Genomic DNA, 22,527 nt, shown 5'->3' with positions numbered 1-22,527 from the left:
TGACTGGAGAGATTTTCGAGGTTTTTGTTGCGTTCTGGGGCAGTTGTGCCCGATGGTGTTCGGCATGCGCACACCAGGCCGGGCCGCGCGCTGGGGGACCACCACTGCCGCCAGTGCGATGCTGGCGTCCTACCTCGTCCTCGCCGGGCCCTCGTCGGCACCCGTGCGGGAGCCGTTCCTCCCATCGGCCGGCACGACCTACCTCTGCAGCGGTTACGCCGCCTGCGTTGCGGCCGGCTACTCCGACGCCGGCTACGGCGCCGCGAACGGCACGATGTACTGGCGGATGTACTCCGGCCACAACTGCACCAACTACGCCGCCTACCGGATGATCCAGGCCGGCATGGCGAACACACGGCCGTGGACAGGTGAGGGCAACGCCAGCCACTGGGGCCTCTACATGGCCTCCATCACCGACCAGACGCCGAACGTCGGCGCCATCGCCTGGTGGGGCAAGTACTCCAACGGCGCGGGATCCGCGGGTCACGTCGCGTACGTCGAGCGCGTGGTGTCGGCCGACGAGATCATCGTCTCCGAGGACGCCTGGGGCGGCACCTTCCACTGGCGCTCGATCACGCGCTCGAGCGGACGGTGGCCGACCGGCTTCATCCACTTCGTCGACCGGGCCGCTCCGACGCCCAACCCCACGCCGACCCCGACACCGACGCCGACCGAGAACGTCTTCACCCAGACCGCGACCCCGACCGTGGCCGCACCGCTCGTCGTCAACACGACGGTGACCGCCACCGCCGGCGGCTGGTCGCCGACGCCGGCCGAGAACCGGTGGCGCTGGTTCGCCGACGGGGTGCGGATCGGCGAGATCGTCACGCCCGACCTCGCGCTGACCCCCGACCTGGTCGGCAAGACCCTCAGCATGCGGGTGGTGGCGAAGGCGGACGGCTACACCACCTACGTCTCGCCGTTCTACACGCTCGGCCCGGTCCTCGCGGGCATGGTCCACCCGGCCACGCCCGCCACGCTGAGCGGTACGCCGGCCCTCGGCCAGGTGCTGACGGCCACACCCGGGACCTACGACCAGCCCGACGCCGTGCCGGCGTACCAGTGGCTGCGTGACGGCGTGGCCATCGCCGGGGCCACCGCGGCGACCTACCAGCTCGCCGCCGAGGACGTCGGCAGGCTCGTCAGCGTCCAGGTGAGCGGCACCAAGGCCCAGTACGCGCCGGCCGTCGAGACCCTGTCCGCCCCCGGGAAGGTGACCAGCCCAGCCGTCGTCACCTTGACGACCAAGCCGGCCCGCGGTCGCGCGATCGTCCGGGTGCGCGTGAGCGCGGTGGGGAAGCTGCCGGTCACGGGCAAGGTCCTGGTGCGGATCGGCTCCTGGCAGCGCGAGGTGAGGCTGAGCGACGGCGTCGTGAAGGTGAAGGTGCCGATGTCGCGCGGGACGAAGAAGGTGCGGGTCCGCTACCTGGGCTCGAGCGTCGTACCGGCGGCGCCGAAGGTGGTCGGGACCGTCCAGGTCGGCTGACCGGCGTCGCCGGCCCGGGAGTGCCGCGGGAATGTAGGTGGCGCCGCGTAGGTTGGCGAACCATGGCCGAGAAATCCACCCCCCACGTCGCCGACTTCTGGTTCGACCCGCTGTGCCCGTTCGCCTGGATCTCCTCGCGATGGATCCTCGAGGTCGAGCAGGTCCGTGACATCGAGGTCCGCTGGCACGTCATGAGCCTCGCCTACCTCAACAAGGACCGGGACATCCCCGACGCCTACCGCGAGATGCTCGCCCCGGCCTGGGGGCCGGTGCGGGTGCTCGTCGCCGCGCAGGAGCAGTACGGCGACAAGGTCCTCCGCCCGCTCTACGACGCCTTCGGCCAGCGGATCCACCTCGAGGGCCGCAAGCTGCACGAGCAGCCCGACGGCGGTCTCGCGCTCATCGCCGAGGTGCTCGACGAGGTCGGCCTCGACGCCGAGCTGGTCCGGGCGGCCACCGACTCGTCGTACGACGAGAAGGTCGCGGCCTCGCACCACGAGGGCATGGACGCCGTCGGCGACGACGTGGGCACGCCCACCATCCACATCGACGGCGCCGCCTTCTTCGGCCCGGTGCTCTCGAAGATCCCGCGGGGCGAGGAGGCCGGGCGGTTGTGGGACGGGTGCGTCGCCGTCGCGTCCTTCCCGTACTTCTACGAGCTCAAGCGGACGCGGACCGGCGACCTCGACTTCTCCTGACGGGGGCTGCATGAACTGCCTCACTGCTGGCGCGGTTGGGGCTGGTGTGACGCGATGCGGGCGATCGGCGACACGCGGGCCAGCCGCTTCCCTCGCCTCCCGTCGATGGCGCATGCTCGGGTGGCATGAACCTCTCGGACCCGTCCCTGCGCCGCCGCGACCTCGCCACGCTCGGAGCCGCCGCCGCGGTGCTGCCCCTGGTCGGCCTGACAGCCGGCCCGGCCGCCGCAGTCCCAGCGGCAGCCCCGGCGAAGGCCGGCGGCAGGCTGCGGCTGCGGCCTGACGAGGGCGGGGTCGGCGCGGCGCTCGACGTCGCGCTGACCCCGGACCCCCGGGTGGCTGCACGGGGCGCCGTGCTGCGCACGGCCGCGCAGAGCACCGACCGGTTCGCGCTGCTCGGGGTCACCTGGGCCGCCGGCGCCGGGCAGGTGCGCGTCCGCGTCCGCGGGGCCGGTGGCGCCTGGGGTCCGTGGCGCAGTGTCCCGACGCTGCGCGACCTGCCCGACCGCGGCACCGCCGAGGCCCGGCGTACGCGCGCCGGCACGGAGCCGCTGTGGGTCGGCGACAGCGACGGCGTCCAGGTCGAGGTGACCGGCGCCGTCGAGCGAGCGGTGCTCACCCTGGTCGACCCCGGCGACCACCCCCTCGACCACGCCGGCGACCCCCACGACCCCCACGACCCCCACGACACGGTGGACGCCCGCCCCGAGCGGCACCGCTCGCTGCGCCCGAGGATCCGCAGCCGCCGGGCCTGGCACGCCAACCCGCGCCTGGCCACGGGCAAGGTGAAGCGGGTCAGGACCGTGGAGCAGGTCCACGTGCACCACACCGCGACGGGCAACGACTACCGCAGGCGTGAGGTCCCGAAGATCCTGCGGGCGATCTACCGCTACCACACGAGGACCCTCGGCTGGTCCGACGTGGGCTACAACTACTTCGTCGACCGGTTCGGCCGGATCTGGGCGGGCCGCCGCGGCGCCGACGGCGAGCGCGACACCCGCGGCGCCCACACCCTCGGCTTCAACCACACCTCGGTCGGGATCGCCGTGCTCGGCAGCTACCAGGAGGTCGCGCCCACGCCGGAGGTGCTGGCCGGAGTCGCCAAGATCGCCGCGTGGAAGCTGAAGAAGTACCACCGTGACCCGCTGGCGACCACGCTGGTGCTCTCGCACGGCAGCGACCTCCACCCGAAGGGCACGTGGGTCACCCTGCCCGTGATCGACGGCCACCGCGACACCAACGACACCGAGTGCCCCGGCCAGCTCCTGTACGACGCGCTCCCCGACATCCGCCTGCGCACGGCTCGCCGGATCAAGAAGTCCCGCCGCTGAGGAGGCGGGAACCCGGCGACCCTAGGATTCAGGACATGACGCATGTCCTCTCCGCTGTCGCCTGGCCCTACGCGAACGGCCCCCGCCACATCGGCCACGTGGCCGGGTTCGGCGTACCGTCCGACGTCTTCAGCCGGTACCAGCGCATGGCGGGCAACGACGTCCTCATGGTCTCCGGCTCCGACGAGCACGGCACGCCGATCCTGATCGCCGCCGACGAGGCCGGGCTGACCCCGCAGGAGCTGGCCGACAAGAACCACCGGCTGATCGTGGAGGACCTGGTCGGCCTCGGCATCAGCTACGACCTCTACACGCGCACCACCACGCGCAACCACCACGCCGTGGTGCAGGAGATGTTCCTCGGCGTCTACGAGAACGGCTACTTCGTCGAGCAGACGACCTACGGCGCCATCTCGCCCTCCACCGGCCGGACCCTGCCGGACCGCTACATCGAGGGCACCTGCCCGATCTGCGGGTACGACGGAGCGCGCGGCGACCAGTGCGACAACTGCGGCAACCAGCTGGACCCGCACGACCTCATCGACCCGCGCTCGAAGATCAACGGCGAGACGCCGGAGTTCATCGAGACCCAGCACTTCTTCCTCGACCTCCCGGCGCTGGCCGACGCGCTGCAGGCCTGGCTCGACGAGCGCGAGGCCACCGGCCTGTGGCGGCCCAACGTCATCCGGTTCTCCAAGAACATCCTCAAGGAGATCCGCCCCCGCGCCATGACGCGCGACATCGACTGGGGCATCGCGGTCCCGCTCGAGGGCTGGCAGGACAACCCGACCAAGAAGCTCTACGTCTGGTTCGACGCCGTGATCGGCTACCTGTCCGCCTCGATCGAGTGGGCCCGCCGCTCCGGGGACCCCGAGGCCTGGCGCGCTTGGTGGAACGACACGGGCGCCGAGGGTGCGCTGTCCTACTACTTCATGGGCAAGGACAACATCACCTTCCACTCCCAGATCTGGCCGGCCGAGCTGCTGGCGTACGCAGGCAAGGGCGACAAGGGCGGCAAGCCGCGTCAGTACGGCGAGCTCAACCTCCCCACCGAGGTCGTCTCGAGTGAGTTCTTGACGATGGAGGGCAAGAAGTTCTCCTCGTCGAAGAAGGTCGTCATCTACGTGCGCGACCTGCTCGCGCGCTACCAGCCCGACGCCTTCCGCTACTTCGTCGCCGCCGCGGGCCCGGAGAGCCAGGACTCCGACTTCACCTGGGCCGAGTTCGTGCGTCGCACCAACGACGAGCTGGTCGCCGGCTGGGGCAACCTGGTCAACCGGACCGCGAACCTGATCGCCAAGAACTTCGGCGAGATCCCCGCCGCCGGCCCGCTGTCCGCCGAGGACGAGGCCGTCCTGGCCGTCACCGAGGCCGCGTTCGGCACGGTCGGCGACCTGATCGGCCGGCACCGGCAGAAGCAGGCGATCGGCGAGGCGATGCGTGCGGTCGCCGACGTCAACAAGTACGTCTCCGACTCCGAGCCGTGGAAGATCAAGGACGACCCGGAGCGGCTCGCCACGATCCTGCACGTGATGGCGCAGTGCGTCGCCGACCTCAACCTGGTGCTCAGCCCGTTCCTGCCGTTCTCGGCCAACGAGGTGGACAAGGCACTCGGCGGCGCCGGTGAGATCGCCCCGATGCCGGCCATCGAGGACGTCACCGACCTCGACGACGCCGAGCGGAGCTACCCGATCATCACCGGCGACTACACCGGCTTCCCGTCCTGGGAGCGGCACCCGGTCGAGGTCGGGCGCGCGGTCGCCAAGCCCACCCCGGTCTTCGTCAAGCTCGACCCGACGGTGGTCGAGGAGGAGCTGGCCCGGCTCGACGGCTGACGGAAACCCGGTTGTCCGGGCGCTGCCCGGCGACGACGATCAGCCCATGAGCAGCGGGTACGACGTCTGGTTCACCGAGGACGCGGGGGAGTTCCTCGCCCGGTCGGGCGAGCACCTCGCCCACGACCCGGTGACCGGCACCGTCGTGACGACGATCGCCCAGCGGATCCGCGACAGCGGCCGCGGTAGCCTGGCCCACTGCTGGTTCGCGGTGGTCACCGGTCCCGACGGCGCGATCTCCGGGATCGCGATGCGGACGGCGCCCTTCCCGCCCCACCCCGTCTACCTGCTCGCGATGCCCGACGACGCGGTTGCGGCGCTGTCGGCCGCGGTGCTCGCGCGCGGGGAGGACATCGGGGGAGCCACCGGGCTGCGGCCCGCGGCCGACCTGTTCGCTGCGGCGATCGCACACCGGACGGGCCGGCAGGTCGTCAACGGCGTGCACCACCGGCTGTTCGAGCTCGGCACCCTCGTCGCGCCGCGTCCGGTCCCGGGACGGCTGCGCCCCGTTCGTGCGGACGAGGCCGAGCACGCCCTCGCCTGGGTCCAGCAGTTCTTCGCCGACGCCGACGAGCAGGCCGGCCGCCTCGCGGGGCACGACGGCGAGGCCGCGGCGTTCGACATCGACGACGTCCGGCGCAAGCTCGCCGAGGAGGTGCTCTGGTTCTGGGAGGACGCCGAGGGCCGGGCGGTGCACCTGATCGGCGCCAACCCGCCCGCCTACGGCGTCAGCCGGATCGGCCCGGTCTACACGCCGAAGGAGGAGCGCCGCCGGGGCTGGGCGGCTGCCGCCGTCGCCGAGGTGTCGCGGCTGCTGCGCGAGCGCGGCGACCGGGTCATCCTGTTCACCGACCAGGCCAACCCGACCTCGAACGCGCTCTACCAGGCGCTCGGCTACGAACCGGTCGTCGACACCGTGCGCATCGACATCGTCTGAGGCTTCCCTAGGGTGCGGGCATGGCCCTCCACCCCCAGGCTCGCGCCGCGGTCGCCAACGCCGCCGGCGAGCTCGCCGTCACCGACCCCGCCTTCGACATCGCCGCCGAGCGCGAGCGCGCCCGTGCCGCCGCAGCCACCCAGCCACGGCCGGACGTCGCCGAGGTGCGCGACGTCGACGCCGGCGGCGTACCGGCCCGGCTCTACCTCCCGGAGGGCTACGACGCCGTGGTCGTCCACGCGCACGGCGGCGGGTTCGTGCTCAACGACATCGAGGTCCACGACGCGGCCGTGCGGCGCTTCGCCGACATCTCCGGGGTGGCGGTGCTCAGCGTCGACTACCGGCGTCCACCCGAGCACCCGTTCCCCGCGGCGCCCGACGACCTGTCCGCCGCGGTGCGCTGGCTCGACGACCACCCCGACCTGGCCGGACTGCAGACCTTCGTGCACGGAGACAGCGCAGGCGGCAACCTCGCCCTGGTCGCCGCGCTGCGCCACCCCGGTCGGTTCACGGGCGTCGCGCTCGTCTACCCGTTCCTCGACCCGAGCGCATCCTTCGACTCCTACCGGACCGCTGCCGACGGCTTCGAGCCCGCGGAGGCGGCCTGGTACTGGCAGCAGTACGCCGCCACCCCGGCGGACCTCGAGCACCCCGACCTGGCCCCGCTCCTCTCCGACGCCCTCGGCACCCTGCCCCCGACCCTGGTCACCACCGCCGAGCACGACCCGCTGCGCGACGAGGGCGAGCACCTCGTGCTCCGCCTCGCCGAGGCCGGCGTCGAGGTGGTCGGCACCCGCTACCTCGGGCAGGTGCACGGCTACTGGCGGCACGCCGACGTCTTCGACGCGGCCGAGCCGACCATGTGGCAGGTGGCCGGCTGGATGCGGATGCTGCTGCGGCGCCGGGCCCGCTGAGCCGCCCGGCTCAACGCTCGCGGAGCACGACGACGTCGCCGTGCCCGCCGTACCCCAGCCGGTCGGCGAACGGGTTCGTGCCGTCGAAGGTGACCATCAGCCAGCGGCCGTCGTCGCCGACGAGGACCTGCGGGTGCGGGATGTTGGAGCCGTACGGCGCAGCCAGGCGCCCGACGCGGCGCAACCGGAGGTCGTAGACCGGGTACTCCCGGGCGTCGCCGTCGCTCGCCAGCAGCAGCCAGCGGTCGGTGTCGCGGACCAGGACGGTGCCCTCGGTCTGGTGCCGGCCGCGGTCCGATGCGACCGCGGTGAGCGCGGTGAACGGGTCGGCCGCACCGGTGCGCGCCAGCGCGGGGTGGAAGTCGAACGGCGACTGGGAGGGGCTCTCGACGTACGCCCACTGCCAGGCCCCGTCGATGCGGGTCAGCGAGGGGTCCCAGGTGTCGAGGTCGGTGGGCAGGGCCACGGGGGTCGTCTCGATGACGTGGACGCCGTGCAGCAGGTCGGCCGTGCTCGTCGTGGCCCGGACGTGCACCCCCGAGCCGTCGAAGTCGCCCCACGACGTGTTCGCGACCAGCCACCGGTCGCCGTCGCGGACCAGCTGCCCGGCGTGGTCGCCCAGCAGCAGGCCGTCACGCCGCGTGTAGATCTGTGCGACCTGCTCCATCGCCGCCGGGTCGGCGGGATCGAGGGCGAACACACCCCAGTGCGCCTGCTGGAAGAAGCCCGGCCCGGCGCAGGTCCAGGTGACGAAGTGCCGCCCGCCCTCGACGTACGGGCGGCCGTCGGCGTGCTGCACGAGGTGGGGATCGCGAAGGCCGGTCATGCCGAACAGCCCTGCGCGGACCCGGGAGACCCGGCAGGCGCCCCAGCGTGCTCCCCAGTGTGCGCCCATCGTGGCCAGGGTCCGCGGGTCGCGGAGGTCGAGCCGGTCGGCGATCCCCGACCGCCCCGAGACCAGCACCTGCCACCCGCCCTTCCCGGACCGGACGAACGCGGTCGCCCGGTTCTCGCACAGCACGAAGCCGAGCGTGAACGCAGCGCCGGGCAGGCTCACCCGCTCGCTGGCCAACGACGACGCGCGGCCCTCGACGACCAGCACGAGCTCGGCCTCGCCCCGGTGCGGGTCGAGCGCCACGTGCACCCCGGTCCGCCGGTCGGCGGACGTGAGGCCGGCGACGAGGGTGGCGTCGCCGGGGTCGTCCACCTCGACCTCGATCCCGACGAACGGCGCGGGCAGCGCCACCTCCTCGCGGGACTCGCCCGCGACCCGGTCGCCGACGACGAGGTCGACGAGGACGAAGCCGGGAGCCACCAGCTCGACGGGGTGGGAGCGGTGCGCCTCGGCGAAGCGCACGTCCAGCAGCGAGCGGCGTGGGCGAGCGGCGGTGGCGGTGCCTGCAGGAGAGGGGGGAACCGTCAGGGGCACGTTGGGCGGGCCCGACGTCGGGCCCGGTCCGGGCCCGGCGGGAGCGCCGGTTCCGCACGCCGAGACGACCGTCGCCACTGCGAGCGTGCCGAGGAAGCCCCGCCGGTCGATCCGGTCGGGTCCGCTCCTCACGGGCAGACCCGGTCCTGCAGGGCGGTCCAGGTGGCGGCGTCGAGCGCGCCGGTCGTGGTGAGGTCGTGGTCGGCCTGCAGGGCGCGGACGAAGGCGACCGTCCGCTCGCCGTAGCGCCCGGGCACCAGCTTGTCGGGGTTGTAGCCGGCCTCCCAGAGCATGTACTGCAGCTCCAGGGTCCAGAACCGGTCGTTGCCGACGGGGTCGGCGTCGTCGACGTCGTTGAGCGGCGGGAGGTCGGCCGCGTCGTACGAGCACGCGCAGTAGGTCGCCGCCGTCGCGTCCTCGGCGACGCCGATCACGTAGGTCGTCGTGTCGGTCGAGGCCATCCGCGCCTCGCAGGCGCCGACCGCGTCCGGGAACGGGCCCAGGTAGGGCACGACCGAGAGGTTCACCTTGTTCGTGAGGTTGCTCAGGTTGGGGCACGACTGCCCGGGCTCGAGGTAGGCGCGTCCCCCGGCCCGCGGGAAGCGGTCGAGGGCCTCGCCGGCGGTCGCGGCGGGGGAGGGCCCCTCGGAGGAGGTGAGGACCACGATGAAGCCGCTGCCGCACGCGAGGTCGCGGTGCGGGTAGCCGATGCCGAGCGGATCGTCCGCGCCGTCGCCGGAGTCGGTCGGCACGTCGCTGTCCCCGGTGCCGTCGCCGGTCGCGGACGAGGTGGGCGTCGAGGTGCCCGGGCCGGAGCGGGCGGTCGTGGGCCCGTCGTCGCTGCTGAGCGCGTGGAGGAGCACGGCGACCCCGGCTCCTCCGGCCGCGAGCACCAGGACCACGAGCGCGACGAGTCCGACGACCAGGCCGGTACGGCCCCGCCGTCGCGGCAGCGGCGGGAGGACCGGGAGCGGCTGCGCCCGCAGGGGCAGCGGCGCCACGGGCTGCGCTGCGACCGGAGGCGGCGGCGGGAGGGTGGCTGCGGGCTGCGGCTGCGGCGGGGCGAGCTGCTGCGCGGGCAGCGTCAGGGCGGCCGGAGCGGGAGGTGGAGCGGAAGGTGGAGCGGGCACCGATCCCGGTCCGGCGATCATCGCGGCCCGGCGGACCCGGACCTGGTCCTCGCCGACCCGGCCCACGGCGAAGCCCAGCACGGCGAGCGCCCAGCCCGCCCCGGCGACCTCCGTCGTACCGCGGTCGCGGGCGAGCTGCTCGGCCGCGGCGTCCAGTGCTGCCGCGGGGGCGGCGCCCCGGTCGAGCATCTCGGTCAACCGGGCGAAGCCGCGCAGCCGCACGGCGTCGACGAGCAGGTTCAGCTCCCCGGTCGTGACGCTGTCGGAGGTGAGGAAGTCGTCGACGGCGGCGCGGAACGGCTCCGCCTCGTCGAAGACCTGCGGGCCGGCGGTGCGGGAGAGCTCGGCGAGCTCGTGCTGGATCTCCACGGATGCAGTGTGTCTGGACTAGACCGGTCCACCTGCGGGTCAGCCGGGGTCGAGGACCTCGAGGGTGCCGTCGTCGCGCTGCCACAGGCTCGCGACGTGCAGCTGCCGGGTCCGGCCGACCTGGTCCCAGGCGTGGTAGACCACCCGCAGCGACTTGTGGTCGACGAACGCCGACGCCCCGCCGGGGCCGAGGCGGCCGGTGGAGGCGGTCGAGAGCAGCGGGTCGCCGTGGTTCTGGCGCACGCACGGTCCCTCCGGCCCGGCGCAGATCGCGTAGCCGGTCGCGTAGTCGGCCCGCTCCCAGGAGTTGCCGGAGTAGAAGAGGTAGGTCACCCCGCGGAACTGCACCATGCTCGGGTTCTCGATCGTGTTGCCCTCCCACGGCCGGTCCAGGGTGAGCAGCTCCCGGGTCTGCGAGCCGTCCGCGAAGCCGGTGCCGTCGGCGTTGAGCTGGCGGATGAACAGCCCGGCCGGACGGCGGTTCACGACGCCGGAGAACTTCCACAGCAGCCACGGGACGCCGTGCTCGTCGACGAACACGTCGGGGTCGATGACACCGAGCTGGGCCTCGCCGTAGCAGATCGGCTCGCCGACCGGCCGGAACGGGCCGGCGGGCGAGGGAGCGCGGGTCAGCCCGATGCAGTTGTGCCGCTGGCCGCCCTGGGTGCCCGCCGGCGCCGCGTACGCCGCCGTCCAGCCGTTGCCGACCTTGTCGACGCCGGGCGCCCACAGGTCGCGGCCGCCGTCGCTGCTGCGCACCCAGCCGCCGACCTCGATCGGGTCGACCCGACCGCCGCCGCTGGTGGCCAGCGGCGTCCAGGTGGAGAGGTCGCGGGAGGTCAGCACCGGAAGCCGCAGGTGCGAGGTGTTGGTGGCGTAGGCGTACCAGCGACCGTCGTGCCGGACGATGTCGGGATCCGCGAACACCCCGCGGTACGCCGCCCCCGGCTGCCACCGGGTGCTGCTGCCCGTGATCCGGACCGGTTCGGGCCGCCGTTGCGCCGGGAGCTGCTGGGCCAGCCGCTCGGCGAGCTTGGCCAGGTCCTGCATCTCGCCGGCCAGTACGTCGCTGGGCAGCGCGGTGGGCAGCTCGCTCGCCTCGGGGATGAGCGGTGCCGCGGTGGAGGTCGGTCCCGCCGTGGGCGAGTCGTCGCCGGCGGCCGAGCACGCCGACAGCGCCAGTGTCGCGGCCACCACCACCGCGGCCAGTCGCCGAGCTCGCACGCTTTCCTCCCTCCCGCGGCCCACACCCTAGACTTCGACCGACATGAACGAGCCTGTAGCGCGACCAGCCGAGACCTTCGACGAGGCCGAGGACGCCCTCCTGTCCCGGTGGCCCGAGACCCGGCTGGAGCCCTCGCTCGACCGGATCCGCGCCTTCACCGAGCTGCTGGGCGACCCGCAGCGCGCCTACCGCTCGATCCACCTGACCGGCACCAACGGCAAGACCTCGACGTCGCGGATGATCGACGCGCTGCTGCGCGCACTCGACCTGCGCACCGGGCGGTTCACCAGCCCGCACGTCGAGAGGATGAGCGAGCGGATCAGCGTCGACGGCGAGCCGCTGGACGACGAGGCGTTCGTCCGGGCGTACAACGACGTCGCTCCGTACATGCCGCTGGTCGACGCGGCCGAGGCGCACCCGCTCAGCTTCTTCGAGGCCGTCGTCGGCATGGCGTACGCCGCCTTCGCCGACGCACCCGTCGACGTGGCCGTCGTCGAGGTCGGGATGGGCGGTTCCTGGGACGCCACCAACGTGATCGACGCCGACGTGGCCGTGGTGACCCCGATCGCCGTCGACCACGCCAACTACCTCGGCGGCACCGCCGTCGAGATCGCCCGCGAGAAGTCCGGGATCATCAAGCCCGGGTCCGTCGCGGTCCTCGCGCAGCAGAGTGCCGACGTCGCCGCCGTGCTCCTCGAGCGGGCGGCGGAGGTCGGCGCGACGGTGGCCCGCGAGGGCCTCGAGTTCGGCGTGGTGACCCGCGCGCCCGCCGTCGGCGGCCAGGTGGTCACCCTCCAGGGACTGCGTGGCCGCTACGACGACGTCTTCCTCTCCCTCTACGGCGCCCACCAGGCCCAGAACGCCGCCACCGCGCTCGCCGCGGTCGAGGCCTTCGTCGGCGGCGACGAGCCGCTCGGCGACGACATCGTGCGCGGCGCGTTCGCCGAGATCACCTCGCCCGGCCGGCTCGAGGTCGTGCGGCGCAGCCCCACCGTGCTGCTCGACGCCGCCCACAACCCCCACGGCGCCGAGGCCACGGCGGCCGCGCTGGAGGACTCCTTCCAGTTCGACCCGGTCGTCGGCGTGATCGGCGTGATGGGCGACAAGGACGCCGAGGGGCTGCTCGCCGCCTTCGAGCCGCACCTCGCCCAGGTCGTCGTCACCCAGAACTCCACCGAGCGGGCCATGCCCGCCGACCAGCTCGCCGTGATCGCCCGCGAGGTGTTCGGCGAGGACCGGGTGAGCGTCGTGCCCCTGCTCGGGGACGCCATCGACGCCGCGGCCGCGCTCGCCGAGTCCGACAGCAACGACGCACTCAGCTCCGGCGCGGTGCTCGTGACCGGCTCGGTGGTCACCGTCGGCGAGGCGCGGGTGCTGCTCGGAGGCCGCAAGTGAGCGACCCGACCACCCCGGTCGACCCGGAGCGCGACAAGTCGCCCCGGCGCGCCATGTGCGCCGCCGTGCTCTCCCTCGAGGCGATCGCGGTCGGCCTGTCCACCCCCGTCATGATCGGCATCTCCGAGGTCCGCCCGGGCGTCGCGCTGCCGCTCGGCCTGGGCCTGGCGGTCCTGTGCGTGCTGGTCGCCGGGATGCTGCGTCGCGAGTCGGCGTACCTGATCGGTCACGTGCTCCAGGTCGGCGCGGTCGCCCTCGGCTTCCTCTCGCCGCTGATGTTCGTCGTCGGCGGCATCTTCGCGCTGCTCTGGGGCACGGCCTACGGCCTGGGCCGCAAGATCGAGGACGAGCGGGCGGCAGCCTTCGCCGAGTACGACCGGCAGCATCCGACGCCGTGAACTCCGAGCGCTGGTGAGCGCTGTGCGCTGCGGGTCGGGTTCAGCGCACTAGGTAGAGTGGCGGCGTGCCAGTGATCATCGACAAGCTCCTCCGCATCGGAGAGGGCAAGATCCTCCGCCAGCTCGAGGGCATCGCGAAGGCGGTCAACGCCATCGAGGACGACTTCAAGGCGATGTCCGACGACGAGCTGCGGGGCATGACCGAGGAGTTCCGCAAGCGCCTCTCCGAGGGCGAGGACCTCGACGACATCATGCCCGAGGCGTTCGCCACGGTCCGCGAGGCCGCGCGCCGCGTCCTCGGGCAGCGTCACTTCGACGTCCAGGTCATGGGCGGTGCGGCGCTCCACCTCGGCAACATCGCCGAGATGAAGACCGGTGAGGGCAAGACCCTGGTCTCGACGCTGCCGGCGTACCTCAACGCCCTGGAGGGCAAGGGCGTCCACGTCGTCACGGTCAACGACTACCTGGCCAAGTTCCAGTCCGAGATGATGGGCCGCGTCCACCACTTCCTCGGCCTCACCGTCGGCGTGATCCTGCCGAGCATGCGCCCCGACGAGCGGCGCAAGGCCTACGCGTGCGACATCACCTACGGCACCAACAACGAGCTCGGCTTCGACTACCTGCGCGACAACATGGCCTCCTCCCTCGAGGAGTGCGTCCAGCGCGGCCACAACTTCGCCATCGTCGACGAGGTCGACTCCATCCTCATCGACGAGGCCCGGACCCCGCTGATCATCAGCGGTCCGACCCAGGACGAGGTGAAGTGGTACGGCGAGTTCGCCAAGATCGCGCAGAAGCTCACCAAGGACGTCGACTACGAGGTTGACGAGAAGAAGCGCACCATCTCGGTCCTCGAGGACGGCATCACGAAGGTCGAGGACCACCTCGGCATCGAGAACCTCTACGAGTCGGCCAACACCCCGCTCATCTCCTTCCTGCACAACTCCATCAAGGCCAAGGAGCTGTTCCGCAACGACAAGGAGTACGTCGTCATGGAGGGCGAGGTGCTCATCGTCGACGAGCACACCGGCCGCATGCTCGCCGGACGCCGCTACAACGACGGCCTGCACCAGGCCATCGAGGCCAAGGAGGGCGTGAAGGTCCGCGAGGAGTACCAGACCCTCGCCACCGTCACGCTGCAGAACTACTTCCGCCTCTACGAGAAGCTCTCCGGCATGACCGGAACGGCCCTCACCGAGGCCTCCGAGTTCGACAAGATCTACAAGCTCGGCGTGGTCCCGATCCCGACCAACAAGCCGCTGCTGCGCAAGGACCAGCCCGACCTCGTCTACCGGACCGAGGAGGCCAAGTACGACGCCGTCGTCGACGACATCGTCGAGCGCCACGAGAAGGGCCAGCCGGTCCTGGTCGGCACCGTGTCCGTCGAGAAGTCCGAGTACCTCCACCAGGCGCTGACCAAGCGCGGTGTCCCGCACTCGGTCCTCAACGCGAAGGTCCACGCGGAGGAGGCGAAGATCGTCGCCCTCGCCGGCCACAAGGGCGCGGTCACGGTCGCCACCAACATGGCCGGTCGAGGCACCGACATCATGCTCGGCGGCTCCTACGAGTTCCTCGCCGACGCCGAGCTGCGCAAGCAGGGCCTCGAGCCCACCGGCGAGACGGCCGACGCCTACGACGCCGCGTGGCCCGCGATGGTCGAGCGGATGAAGAAGCAGGTCGAGGCCGAGCACGACGAGGTCAAGGAGCTCGGCGGCCTCTACGTCATCGGCACCGAGCGCCACGAGTCGCGCCGTATCGACAACCAGCTCCGCGGTCGTTCCGGCCGTCAGGGCGACCCGGGCGAGAGCCGCTTCTACCTGTCGCTGCAGGACGAGCTGATGCGGCTGTTCAAGTCCGACTGGGTCGACCGCGTGCTGCTGCTGCTCAAGATCCCGGACGACGTCCCGATCGAGAACAAGCGGGTCACGAACGCGATCGCCAACGCCCAGGGCCAGGTCGAGGCACAGAACTTCGAGTCCCGCAAGAACGTCCTCAAGTACGACGACGTGATGGACCGCCAGCGCAAGGTCATCTACGGCGAGCGTCGCGAGGTCCTCGAGGGTGTCGACCTCGAGGCCCAGGTCCGCGAGTTCATCGACGACGTCGTCACCGGCACCGTTCGCGGCTCCCTCGACGAGTTCGCCGAGGAGTGGGACCTCGAGCAGCTGTGGACCGACCTCAAGCAGTTCTGGCCGGTCTCGATCTCGTGGAAGGACCTCGTCGAGGAGGCCGGCACCCAGGCCGCCCTGGAGAAGTCGCACCTCATCGACGTGCTCAAGGCCGACGCCCACGCGGCGTACGACCGCCGCGAGGAGGAGGTCGGCGAGGAGGTCGCCCGCGAGCTCGAGCGCCGCGTGCTGCTCTCCGTGCTCGACCGCAAGTGGCGCGAGCATCTCTACGAGATGGACTACCTGCGCGAGGGCATCTACCTGCGGGCCTACTCGCAGCGCGACCCGCTGGTCGAGTACCAGCGCGAGGGCTTCGACATGTTCGCCGCCATGATGGACGGCATCAAGGAGGAGACCGTCGGCTTCCTCTTCAACCTCGAGGTCCAGGTCGAGGACGACGAGGAGGAGATCCACTACCACGCCGACGGCACCGCCCACGCGGGCCCGATGCACGAGGGCGCCTTCGCCGAGCCTCCGCTCGGTGTCGGCCTCGAGGCCGGCGGCGAGATGGACCTCGCGTCCATCTCCTCCGAGCTGAAGGCCACGGGGGCCTCCGCGCCCAAGGTCACCGCCAAGGGCCTGGACACCCCGAAGCAGCCGCAGAACCTCACCTACTCCGCGCCCGACGAGACGGGTCACGAGGAGGTCCGCGGCAGCGGCGCGGCGTCCGTCGCCGACGACGAGTTCGGTGACGTCGGCCGCAACGCGCTGTGCCCCTGCGGCTCCGGCAAGAAGTACAAGCGCTGCCACGGCGCTCCCGGCGGTCCGACCGGGATGGCCCTGCGCGGCTGATCCCTCGCCGACCCGGCAGAAACTGGCTCGAGAACCACGTCGACCCGGCAGAAGCTTCTGCCGGGTCGACGCGATTTCGCGGCTACTTCCTGCCGGGTCGCGCTACTGCAGGGTCATCCGCGGCTCGCCGTCGAGCAGCCCGGTGCCGGTGCGGACGCAGGAGCCGCCCCTCGGCGTACCCCCGTTGTAGGCCTGGCGCACGCACGAGCGGACCGCGAGCTGGCCCCAGTAGTTGGGGTGCAGCGACTCCTGGATGAAGTACGGCGAGTCGCCGGCCGTGCTGACCGTGCGGATCTGGTTGACCCACTCCGTGCGGTCCACCGCCCCGGTGCTGGTCCAGCTCGCGATGCCGACCTCCTCGTAGAGCCCGACGCCGGACTCGCACAGTCGGCGGCCGTTGAACGTGCTCGCGAGGTTGAGCGTCTTCGCGTTGGTGATGCCGGCCTGGGTGATCGCGCCGGTCACGGTGTTGTTGATGGTGGGCAGCGCCGAGCTGTTGGCCCAGTCGGCGTCGGCGTTCCAGAAGCCGCAACCGCCGGTGTCCTGGCGGGTGTAGCCGCTCTGGCCGTAGCGGAACCCGGAGCCGCCCGGGACCGGCGAGGGATAGGTCTGGACCAGCATCGTCCACTGGGTGTCGGCGTAGCCTGCGTTGCGCATCGCGGTGCGCACGTTGGTCAGTGCCCCGGCGATGCGGGTCTTCACGGCGGAGATGTTGGCGCTGGTGAAGTTGCTGGTCACGCTGCTGTCGTCGTTGCAGTAGTCCTTCCACCACGACGGCGACAGCAGGAAGTCCTGGACGCACTGCTGCACGATGCCGGCGAAGTTGAAGTCGTTGCCGCCGATGGACACCACGACCATCCTGACGTTGCTGGTCGCCGCCAGTGCCTGCAGTGCCCGCGCCTGCCCGACGCCCTCGCTGCCGCTGTAGAAGTCGAGCCCCGGCTTGAACGGGGAGCCGGTCGCGGTCGCGGCCTTGGCTCCCGAGCAGGCCAGGTTGACGCTCCGCACGCCGCCGCCGATGTGGATCTCCGCGCTCCTGGCCCGGTGGCAGCGGTCGATCGTCTCGCCGGTGCCCGTGGCGTTGTCGTAGTACGCCGTCGAGCCGAGCGCGTCGGCGCGGGCGCTGCTGGTGTTGGACGAGCCGGCCCACCGGCCGGCCTCGCCCGAGATGTAGGAGTCGCCGACCGACACGACGGTGGGCGTGCCCACCCCCGGTCCGTCGGCGTGGGCGGGGGAGGCGGTGAGCGGCGCGACGAGCGCGGCTCCGGCGACGGCGAGAGCGGCCGTGAGGGTACGGATCATGGCGGCAACGTAGTGACTCGCGTCACATCTGAACAGGGGTCACGTTCAGGAGGATCTCTCACGAGAAGTCGAGTGCGGTGCAGATCCACCGCTGGTCGGTCCTCTCGAAGCGCGCCGCCACTGCACGCGAGCGCTCGCCGTGGCGCACGTGCACGCCGCACTCGACGACGTCGTCGCTGAGGAAGCAGGCGTGCACGCTCTGCACCCGCGGCCGGACCGGCTGCACCCGGGCCAGCCCGGGCTGGTGACCGCCGGCCCGGGCGACGAGGAGAGCGCGGCGGTGGAGGTCGGCGTACACCTCACGCGTGGTCCAGCGGACCAGCTGGGAGACCGGACGGTCGCCCCCGACGATCTCGACGGCCGCCTGGACGAACCGGTGCGTCCACTCCTCGATGGCGTGGCGCAGCCGCTGGTCGATCGGGACGACGACCGCGCCCGGCCGCGCCGGTGGCCGCCGCCGTGACTGCGCCGCCGAGCGCGGCGGCGCCTGGCGCGGGAGCAGGGCGAGGGCGAGCGTGCCCTGCGTGGGGCTGACCGGGACCGGCACGCGGAGGCCGACGAGCTCGTGCTGGACAGCGGACATGGTTCCTCCTGCGGTGGACGGGTCAGGCGGGCGGCAGCCGGAGCGTCTGCCCCGGGTGGACGAGGTCGGGCTCGGCGCCGAGGGCGTCGGCGTTGAGGGCCTGCAACCGCAGCCAGTACGACGCCAGCTGGGCCCGCGACGCCACCGGGCCGGCCTCGCGTTCGGCGATGGTCCACAGCGAGTCCCCGGTGCGGACGGTGACGGCGGCATGCGTGACCGATCCGATCCGCGGCCCGACCGGCCGGTCGGGGAGGGGCAGTCCGGCGAGTGCCTCGGCGCTGAGCGTGGCGCCGGCGCCGACCGGGGTGTCGCTGCCGGCATGGGCGGGCGTGGTCGTCAGGACGGTGACGCCGCAGGCGGCGAGCAGGGCGAGGCGGACCGGTCCGACGCTGCGGCGCCGGGACAGGGGTGAGCGCGGGCCGCGGGAGTGCAGCACGCCCCCCACCACCTCGGTGGTCGCCAGCCAGAGCAGGGCCCCGGCGACCAGGGCGGCGCCCGCGCAGGCCTGCACCAGGGCGTCGGCGAACGCCGGCCCCGGTGCGGTGGCAAGACGGCGGACCAGGGGCGCCGTCAACGCGACGAGCCCGGCCTGCGCGGCCGTGACGGTGAGCCAGAGCAGGGTCGCGCGCACGCGCACCCGGCTGGCAGCGGCGAAGTCCATCCCGAGAACCTTTGCGTTTGCTTCCGTTTGACTCAGGATGAGTTCGTTCGACCGCATTGTCAACGGCGCTGTCGGCAGCCTGTGGACGAGCGACGTGCGAGGGTGGGGCCCATGGGCTGGGAGGACGAGCTGTTCGCGCTCTTCGACGACCTCGAGGACCAGGCCAGCGCCCTCTACGCGGCCGAGCGCGACCTCGAGCTGGCCGACCGCAGCCGCGCGGAGTACCAGCAGGTCACGCTCGGCAGCCGCCTGATGGCCAGTGTCGGCCTGCCGGTGGGCCTCGGCGTGCTCGGTGTCGGGGCCGTCGCCGGGACCCTCGAGCGGGTCGCGGACGGCTGGCTGCTCGTGGCGGCCGGCGACCACGACTGGATCGTGGTGCTCGGGGCCGTGACGACCCTGTCCGGGGCGTCGGAGCGGTCGGTGCCAGAGGTCGCGTGGTCGCCCCTGACGCGGCTCGGCCTGGCCTCGGCCCTGCGCCGGATCGCCGAGGCCGGCGAGCCGTGCCTGCTGCACCTGCGCGACGGCAGCCGGCTCGACGGGGTGCTGCGCCGGGTGGGCGCCGACTTCTGCGAGCTCGTGACGGGGGCGGACCGACGGACCGTCCTGGTCGCCTTCAGCGCCCTTGCTGCCGCCCAGTCACGATCGTGACCCGCCGGCCAGTCGTACGACGACCCGCCCGGCCCGCGGGGACAGCGAGATCCGTCGCACCATCGCCGCCGCGGCCCGGGTGCGCTGGCCCGGCCGCCGCCGCTCCCGCGCGTAACGGCGCACCCCGTCGAGACCGTGCTCGTTGAGCGCCTCGCCGAGCGCGATCGCGTCCACCATCGCCTCGCAGGCACCCCGGCCGAGGTTGGGCGACATCGCGTGCGCGGCGTCGCCGACCAGCACGTACCGGTCGCGCACCAGCGTGCGGGGGCGCCGTGACTCGAGGATGGTGGTGACCACCATCTGCTGGGGGTCCGCAGCCGCCAGGGTCTCCCGCACGAGGCTCGGCCAGCCGGCGTAGGCCTCGCGCGCCCAGGCCAGGGCGTCGGCCGGGCTCTCCTCGCCACGCCGGGCGGAGGCGTACCAGTTGGTGCCCATCCCGTGCGGCAGCCGGTTGGGGCCGGTGCCGAAGAGCATCCCGTCGCCCCAGAACTCGCGCATCTGGTCGAGCGGCATGTCCGGCGGCGTCGGCGCCACCCCGCGGATCGCCACGATGCCGGTGTCGCGCGGCTCGTCGCCCCACACCTGCCGTCGCACGACGCTGCGCGCACCGTCGGCGGCCACGACCAGGTCGGCGTCGAGCGAGGTCGCATCGGCGACGTGACGCCGCTCGCGCGTCACGGTGTCGGGGACCGCCCCGTCGAGGACCGAGAGCAGGGCCGGCCGGGTGATCGCCCACATGGTGGCCCCCTGCCGCGACATCGTGACCGGGCGGCGCCCGCTGTCGGCCGTGATGACCGCGGAGGTGAGGGCGTAGCCGTCCTCGCGCACCCGGTCGGCGAGTCCGATGCGCTCGAGCGCGTCCAGGGCGAACGGCCAGATGCCGAAGACCGTCGGGACCGTCGGGCGGTCGGGGTGCCGCTCGACGAGCGTCACGTCGTACGTCGTGGGGTCGAGTGTCGCTGCCAGCGTGAGGCCGGCGACGCCCCCGCCGAGAACGGTGATGGTGGGCATCCTCGGACGCTACTACTACATCTGTAGTTTCACAACAGATGTAGTCTCGCCGGGTGACCGCCCCCACCCGGCCCGAGCTCGTCGCCGACGCCGCCGTCACCGTCCTCGCCCGCGACGGTCTGCGCGGTCTCACCCACCGTGCGGTGGACGCCGAGGCCGGCCTGCCGGCCGGCAGCACCTCCAACTGCTTCCGCAGCCGCACCGCACTCCTGGAGGCCGTGGTCGTCCGGCTCGAGGAGCTGGACCGGGCCGCGATCACCGCCGGCCCGCCGCCGGACCTGACCTCGGCGCCGGCCCTCGCGGCGTACCTCACCGGCAACGTGCGGCTGATGACCTCGCGCCGGCACGTCCGCACCACCCGGGCCCGACTCGTGCTGCTGCTCGACGAGACGGCCGGACCCGCCATGGAGGCCGGTCACCACCGCTTCCTCGCGATGCTGGAGGCGATGCTCGCGGAGGGCGGCCACCCGGCCCCGGGACCCGCGGCGCGGGCCGTCAGCGACCTGCTCGACGGCGCGCTGATGCACGCCGCATCGGTCCGCTCCCGCACGATCGACGTCGAGGAGCTCGCCGGGGCCGTCGAGCGCCTGCTGGCCTGAGCCGCCGGACCAGGTGGTCGAGCCGCTTCCTCGCTCGGCGCTCCTGCTCGCTACGTCGCCTCGAAGTCGTAGGGCGGCAGCTCGCCCGGCTCGAGCATCCGCACCGGAGCGGGGGGGTCGTCCTCGCCCGCGCTGCGGATCGTGTCCTCGAGGTCGTCGAGCTCGGCCATCGCCTCGGCGATGTGCTTGCGCACGATCGCGCGCGGGTCGAGGTCGGTCAGCTCGAGGTCGGCGTACTCCGGGCCGAGCTCGGAGCGCAGCTCGTCACGCGCGTTGGTGGCGAACTTGCGCAGCTCCCGCATCAGCCGGCCGGCCTGCCGGGCCAGGTCGGGCAGCTTGTCGGGGCCGAAGACGAGCACCGCCAGGAACGCAATCACGACGAGCTCGCCGAAACCGATCCCGAACACCCGCCAGCCGCCCCTTCTCCGTCGTAGCCGTGCGGGTCAGAACTTACTGGTCGGGGTGAGCCCCAGCTGCATGCCGGCCAGTCCTCGGCCGCGTCCGCCCAGTCGCTCGGCCACCGCGGTCAGCGCGACGGCGGCGGGGGAGGTGGGGTCGGACTCGACGATCGGCTTGCCGGTGTCGCCACCCTCGCGCAGCGCGACGTCGATCGGGACCTCCCCGAGCAGGGGTACGTCGTACCCGAAGCGCTGGGACAGGGTCGCCGCCACCCGCTCGCCACCGCCGGTGCCGAAGATCTCGAGCCGGTGCTCCTTGCCATCGTCCGCGCAGTGGGGGCAGGGGAGGTAGCTCATGTTCTCGACGACGCCCACGACGCGCTGGTGCATCATCGAGGCCATCGTGCCGGCGCGCTCGGCGACCTCGGCCGCGGCCTCCTGCGGGGTGGTCACCACGACCACCTCGGCGCCGGGCAGGTGCTGGCCGAGCGAGATCGCGATGTCGCCGGTGCCCGGGGGCAGGTCGAGGAGGAGGACGTCGAGGTCGCCCCAGTAGACGTCGGCGAGCATCTGCACGAGCGCGCGGTCGAGCATCGGTCCGCGCCAGGCGACGACCTGGTCGCGGCGCGGCTTGAGCATGCCGATGGAGATCACCGAGACGCCCGAGGGCGTCGGGACCGGCATGATCAGGTCGTCGACCTGGGTCGGCCGGGCGTCCGCGACACCGAGCATCGCCGGGATCGAGTGACCGTAGATGTCGGCGTCGACGAGGCCGACCTTGCGACCGGCCCCGGCCAGGGCGATCGCGAGGTTGGCGGTCAGGGACGACTTGCCGACGCCGCCCTTGCCGGAGGCGATGGCGAAGACCTTGGTCAGCGAGCCGGGCTGGGCGAACGGGATCTCGCGCTGGGCCTGGCCGCCCCGCAGCGTCTCGTGCAGGCCCGAACGCTGCTCGGCGGTCATCACACCGAGCTGCACGTCGACGCCGGTCACGCCGGGGAGTGCGGCCACGGCCGCCGTCACGTCACGGTTGATGGTGTCCTTGAGCGGGCAGCCCGCCACGGTCAGCAGCGCCCGTACGGTGACCACCGACCCGCCGTCGCCGGCCGCGATGTCCACGCCCTCGACCATCCCCAGCTCGGTGATGGGTCGTTTGATCTCGGGGTCGTTGACCTTGCTGAGCGCGGTCATGACCTGCTCGACGGACGGGGACTGCGT

The 22,527-nt window shown here is 72.6% G+C and carries 20 protein-coding genes; 11 read left to right on the top strand and 9 right to left on the bottom strand.

The features are described from left to right. Nucleotides 1-64: 64 nt before the first annotated feature. From BJ958_RS11970 to BJ958_RS11945, 6 genes are all read left to right on the top strand, one after another. The gene (locus BJ958_RS11970) at nucleotides 65-1,486 is read left to right on the top strand and encodes a CHAP domain-containing protein (RefSeq protein WP_179727037.1); all 1,422 of its coding nucleotides are present in this window, start codon (nucleotides 65-67) and stop codon (nucleotides 1,484-1,486) included. A gap of 62 nt (nucleotides 1,487-1,548) precedes the next feature. Then, the gene (locus tag BJ958_RS11965) at nucleotides 1,549-2,184 is read left to right on the top strand and encodes a mycothiol-dependent nitroreductase Rv2466c family protein (RefSeq protein WP_179727036.1); all 636 of its coding nucleotides are present in this window, start codon (nucleotides 1,549-1,551) and stop codon (nucleotides 2,182-2,184) included. A gap of 125 nt (nucleotides 2,185-2,309) precedes the next feature. Continuing rightward, nucleotides 2,310-3,515 carry an N-acetylmuramoyl-L-alanine amidase gene (locus tag BJ958_RS11960; protein WP_179727035.1) on the top strand — a complete coding sequence of 402 codons (1,206 nt, stop codon included), beginning with the start codon at nucleotides 2,310-2,312 and terminating at the stop codon, nucleotides 3,513-3,515. A 35-nt stretch (nucleotides 3,516-3,550) separates the two neighbouring features. Continuing rightward, the gene (gene metG, locus BJ958_RS11955; RefSeq protein WP_179727034.1) at nucleotides 3,551-5,350 is read left to right on the top strand and encodes a methionine--tRNA ligase; all 1,800 of its coding nucleotides are present in this window, start codon (nucleotides 3,551-3,553) and stop codon (nucleotides 5,348-5,350) included. 46 nt (nucleotides 5,351-5,396) lie between these two features. Continuing rightward, entirely contained in the window at nucleotides 5,397-6,287 is an 891-nt protein-coding gene (locus tag BJ958_RS11950; RefSeq protein WP_179727033.1) for a GNAT family N-acetyltransferase, read from the top strand. A 20-nt stretch (nucleotides 6,288-6,307) separates the two neighbouring features. Beyond that, entirely contained in the window at nucleotides 6,308-7,201 is an 894-nt protein-coding gene (locus tag BJ958_RS11945; protein WP_179727032.1) for an alpha/beta hydrolase, read from the top strand. 10 nt (nucleotides 7,202-7,211) lie between these two features. Here BJ958_RS11945 and BJ958_RS11940 read toward each other — a convergent pair whose 3' ends face one another. The 3 genes from BJ958_RS11940 to BJ958_RS11930 are packed head-to-tail and all read right to left on the bottom strand — an operon-like array spanning nucleotide 7,212 to nucleotide 11,353. Further along, nucleotides 7,212-8,762 carry a twin-arginine translocation signal domain-containing protein gene (locus tag BJ958_RS11940; protein WP_179727031.1) on the bottom strand — a complete coding sequence of 517 codons (1,551 nt, stop codon included), beginning with the start codon at nucleotides 8,760-8,762 and terminating at the stop codon, nucleotides 7,212-7,214. Further along, the gene (locus tag BJ958_RS29035) at nucleotides 8,759-10,129 is read right to left on the bottom strand and encodes a peptidoglycan-binding protein (protein WP_179727030.1); all 1,371 of its coding nucleotides are present in this window, start codon (nucleotides 10,127-10,129) and stop codon (nucleotides 8,759-8,761) included. Before BJ958_RS29035 ends, BJ958_RS11940 begins: the two co-directional genes overlap by 4 nt. Before the next feature lie 39 nt (nucleotides 10,130-10,168). Then, nucleotides 10,169-11,353 carry a family 43 glycosylhydrolase gene (locus BJ958_RS11930; RefSeq protein ID WP_179727029.1) on the bottom strand — a complete coding sequence of 395 codons (1,185 nt, stop codon included), beginning with the start codon at nucleotides 11,351-11,353 and terminating at the stop codon, nucleotides 10,169-10,171. Between the two features lie 43 nt (nucleotides 11,354-11,396). Here BJ958_RS11930 and folC point away from each other — a divergent pair, with 43 nt between their 5' ends. From folC to secA, 3 genes are all read left to right on the top strand, one after another. Next, entirely contained in the window at nucleotides 11,397-12,749 is a 1,353-nt protein-coding gene (gene folC / locus BJ958_RS11925) for a bifunctional tetrahydrofolate synthase/dihydrofolate synthase (RefSeq protein ID WP_179727028.1), read from the top strand. Continuing rightward, entirely contained in the window at nucleotides 12,746-13,147 is a 402-nt protein-coding gene (locus tag BJ958_RS11920; RefSeq protein WP_273520614.1) for a DUF4233 domain-containing protein, read from the top strand. Before folC ends, BJ958_RS11920 begins: the two co-directional genes overlap by 4 nt. A 65-nt stretch (nucleotides 13,148-13,212) precedes the next feature. After that, nucleotides 13,213-16,107 (top strand): preprotein translocase subunit SecA, encoded by a 2,895-nt coding sequence (gene secA, locus BJ958_RS11915; protein ID WP_179727027.1) that lies wholly within the window; start codon nucleotides 13,213-13,215, stop codon nucleotides 16,105-16,107. A 102-nt stretch (nucleotides 16,108-16,209) separates the two neighbouring features. On the opposite strand, the gene BJ958_RS11910 is transcribed toward secA, so the two are convergent. The 3 genes from BJ958_RS11910 to BJ958_RS11900 are packed head-to-tail and all read right to left on the bottom strand — an operon-like array spanning nucleotide 16,210 to nucleotide 18,653. Then, a complete protein-coding gene (locus tag BJ958_RS11910; protein WP_179727026.1) occupies nucleotides 16,210-17,409 on the bottom strand; it encodes an SGNH/GDSL hydrolase family protein in 1,200 nt (399 codons plus the stop codon). A gap of 58 nt (nucleotides 17,410-17,467) precedes the next feature. Continuing rightward, nucleotides 17,468-17,992, bottom strand: a complete 525-nt coding sequence (locus BJ958_RS11905; protein ID WP_179727025.1) for an Rv3235 family protein — start codon at nucleotides 17,990-17,992, stop codon at nucleotides 17,468-17,470. 22 nt (nucleotides 17,993-18,014) lie between these two features. Next, nucleotides 18,015-18,653 carry a LysM peptidoglycan-binding domain-containing protein gene (locus tag BJ958_RS11900; protein WP_179727024.1) on the bottom strand — a complete coding sequence of 213 codons (639 nt, stop codon included), beginning with the start codon at nucleotides 18,651-18,653 and terminating at the stop codon, nucleotides 18,015-18,017. 111 nt (nucleotides 18,654-18,764) lie between these two features. On the opposite strand from BJ958_RS11900, the gene BJ958_RS11895 reads away from it, so the two are divergent. After that, the gene (locus BJ958_RS11895) at nucleotides 18,765-19,301 is read left to right on the top strand and encodes a hypothetical protein (RefSeq protein ID WP_179727023.1); all 537 of its coding nucleotides are present in this window, start codon (nucleotides 18,765-18,767) and stop codon (nucleotides 19,299-19,301) included. On the opposite strand, the gene BJ958_RS11890 is transcribed toward BJ958_RS11895, so the two are convergent. After that, nucleotides 19,290-20,312, bottom strand: coding sequence for an FAD-dependent monooxygenase (locus tag BJ958_RS11890; RefSeq protein WP_179727022.1), 1,023 nt, complete (start codon nucleotides 20,310-20,312; stop codon nucleotides 19,290-19,292). The two genes, BJ958_RS11895 and BJ958_RS11890, sit on opposite strands and share 12 nt — an antisense overlap. Before the next feature lie 53 nt (nucleotides 20,313-20,365). Between BJ958_RS11890 and BJ958_RS11885 the strand changes: the two genes are divergently transcribed. Next, nucleotides 20,366-20,911 carry a TetR/AcrR family transcriptional regulator gene (locus BJ958_RS11885; RefSeq protein WP_179727021.1) on the top strand — a complete coding sequence of 182 codons (546 nt, stop codon included), beginning with the start codon at nucleotides 20,366-20,368 and terminating at the stop codon, nucleotides 20,909-20,911. 50 nt (nucleotides 20,912-20,961) lie between these two features. On the opposite strand, the gene BJ958_RS11880 is transcribed toward BJ958_RS11885, so the two are convergent. Beyond that, complete coding sequence (locus tag BJ958_RS11880) at nucleotides 20,962-21,318, bottom strand: sec-independent translocase (protein WP_179727020.1); 357 nt, start codon at nucleotides 21,316-21,318, stop codon at nucleotides 20,962-20,964. A gap of 36 nt (nucleotides 21,319-21,354) precedes the next feature. Beyond that, nucleotides 21,355-22,500: an Mrp/NBP35 family ATP-binding protein gene (locus tag BJ958_RS11875; RefSeq protein ID WP_179730134.1), complete on the bottom strand. Its 1,146-nt coding sequence runs from the start codon at nucleotides 22,498-22,500 to the stop codon at nucleotides 21,355-21,357. Nucleotides 22,501-22,527: the final 27 nt, after the last annotated feature.

Source organism: Nocardioides kongjuensis (assembly GCF_013409625.1).
In the GTDB taxonomy this organism is placed as follows: domain Bacteria; phylum Actinomycetota; class Actinomycetes; order Propionibacteriales; family Nocardioidaceae; genus Nocardioides; species Nocardioides kongjuensis.
This window is presented reverse-complemented; position numbering and strand designations above follow the sequence as displayed.

What these genes read in the sequence shown, in the direction of transcription:
- folC (WP_179727028.1), top strand. Translation starts at nt 11,397, where the DNA reads ATGAACGAGCCTGTAGCGCGACCAGCCGAGACCTTCGACGAGGCCGAG.
- BJ958_RS11945 (WP_179727032.1), top strand. Translation starts at nt 6,308, where the DNA reads ATGGCCCTCCACCCCCAGGCTCGCGCCGCGGTCGCCAACGCCGCCGGC.
- BJ958_RS11910 (WP_179727026.1), bottom strand. Translation starts at nt 17,409, where the DNA reads ATGATCCGTACCCTCACGGCCGCTCTCGCCGTCGCCGGAGCCGCGCTC.
- BJ958_RS11970 (WP_179727037.1), top strand. Translation starts at nt 65, where the DNA reads ATGCGCACACCAGGCCGGGCCGCGCGCTGGGGGACCACCACTGCCGCC.
- BJ958_RS11960 (WP_179727035.1), top strand. Translation starts at nt 2,310, where the DNA reads ATGAACCTCTCGGACCCGTCCCTGCGCCGCCGCGACCTCGCCACGCTC.
- metG (WP_179727034.1), top strand. Translation starts at nt 3,551, where the DNA reads ATGACGCATGTCCTCTCCGCTGTCGCCTGGCCCTACGCGAACGGCCCC.
- BJ958_RS11875 (WP_179730134.1), bottom strand. Translation starts at nt 22,500, where the DNA reads ATGACCGCGCTCAGCAAGGTCAACGACCCCGAGATCAAACGACCCATC.
- BJ958_RS11965 (WP_179727036.1), top strand. Translation starts at nt 1,549, where the DNA reads ATGGCCGAGAAATCCACCCCCCACGTCGCCGACTTCTGGTTCGACCCG.
- BJ958_RS11890 (WP_179727022.1), bottom strand. Translation starts at nt 20,312, where the DNA reads ATGCCCACCATCACCGTTCTCGGCGGGGGCGTCGCCGGCCTCACGCTG.
- BJ958_RS11895 (WP_179727023.1), top strand. Translation starts at nt 18,765, where the DNA reads ATGGGCTGGGAGGACGAGCTGTTCGCGCTCTTCGACGACCTCGAGGAC.
- BJ958_RS11900 (WP_179727024.1), bottom strand. Translation starts at nt 18,653, where the DNA reads ATGGACTTCGCCGCTGCCAGCCGGGTGCGCGTGCGCGCGACCCTGCTC.
- BJ958_RS11950 (WP_179727033.1), top strand. Translation starts at nt 5,397, where the DNA reads ATGAGCAGCGGGTACGACGTCTGGTTCACCGAGGACGCGGGGGAGTTC.
- BJ958_RS11905 (WP_179727025.1), bottom strand. Translation starts at nt 17,992, where the DNA reads ATGTCCGCTGTCCAGCACGAGCTCGTCGGCCTCCGCGTGCCGGTCCCG.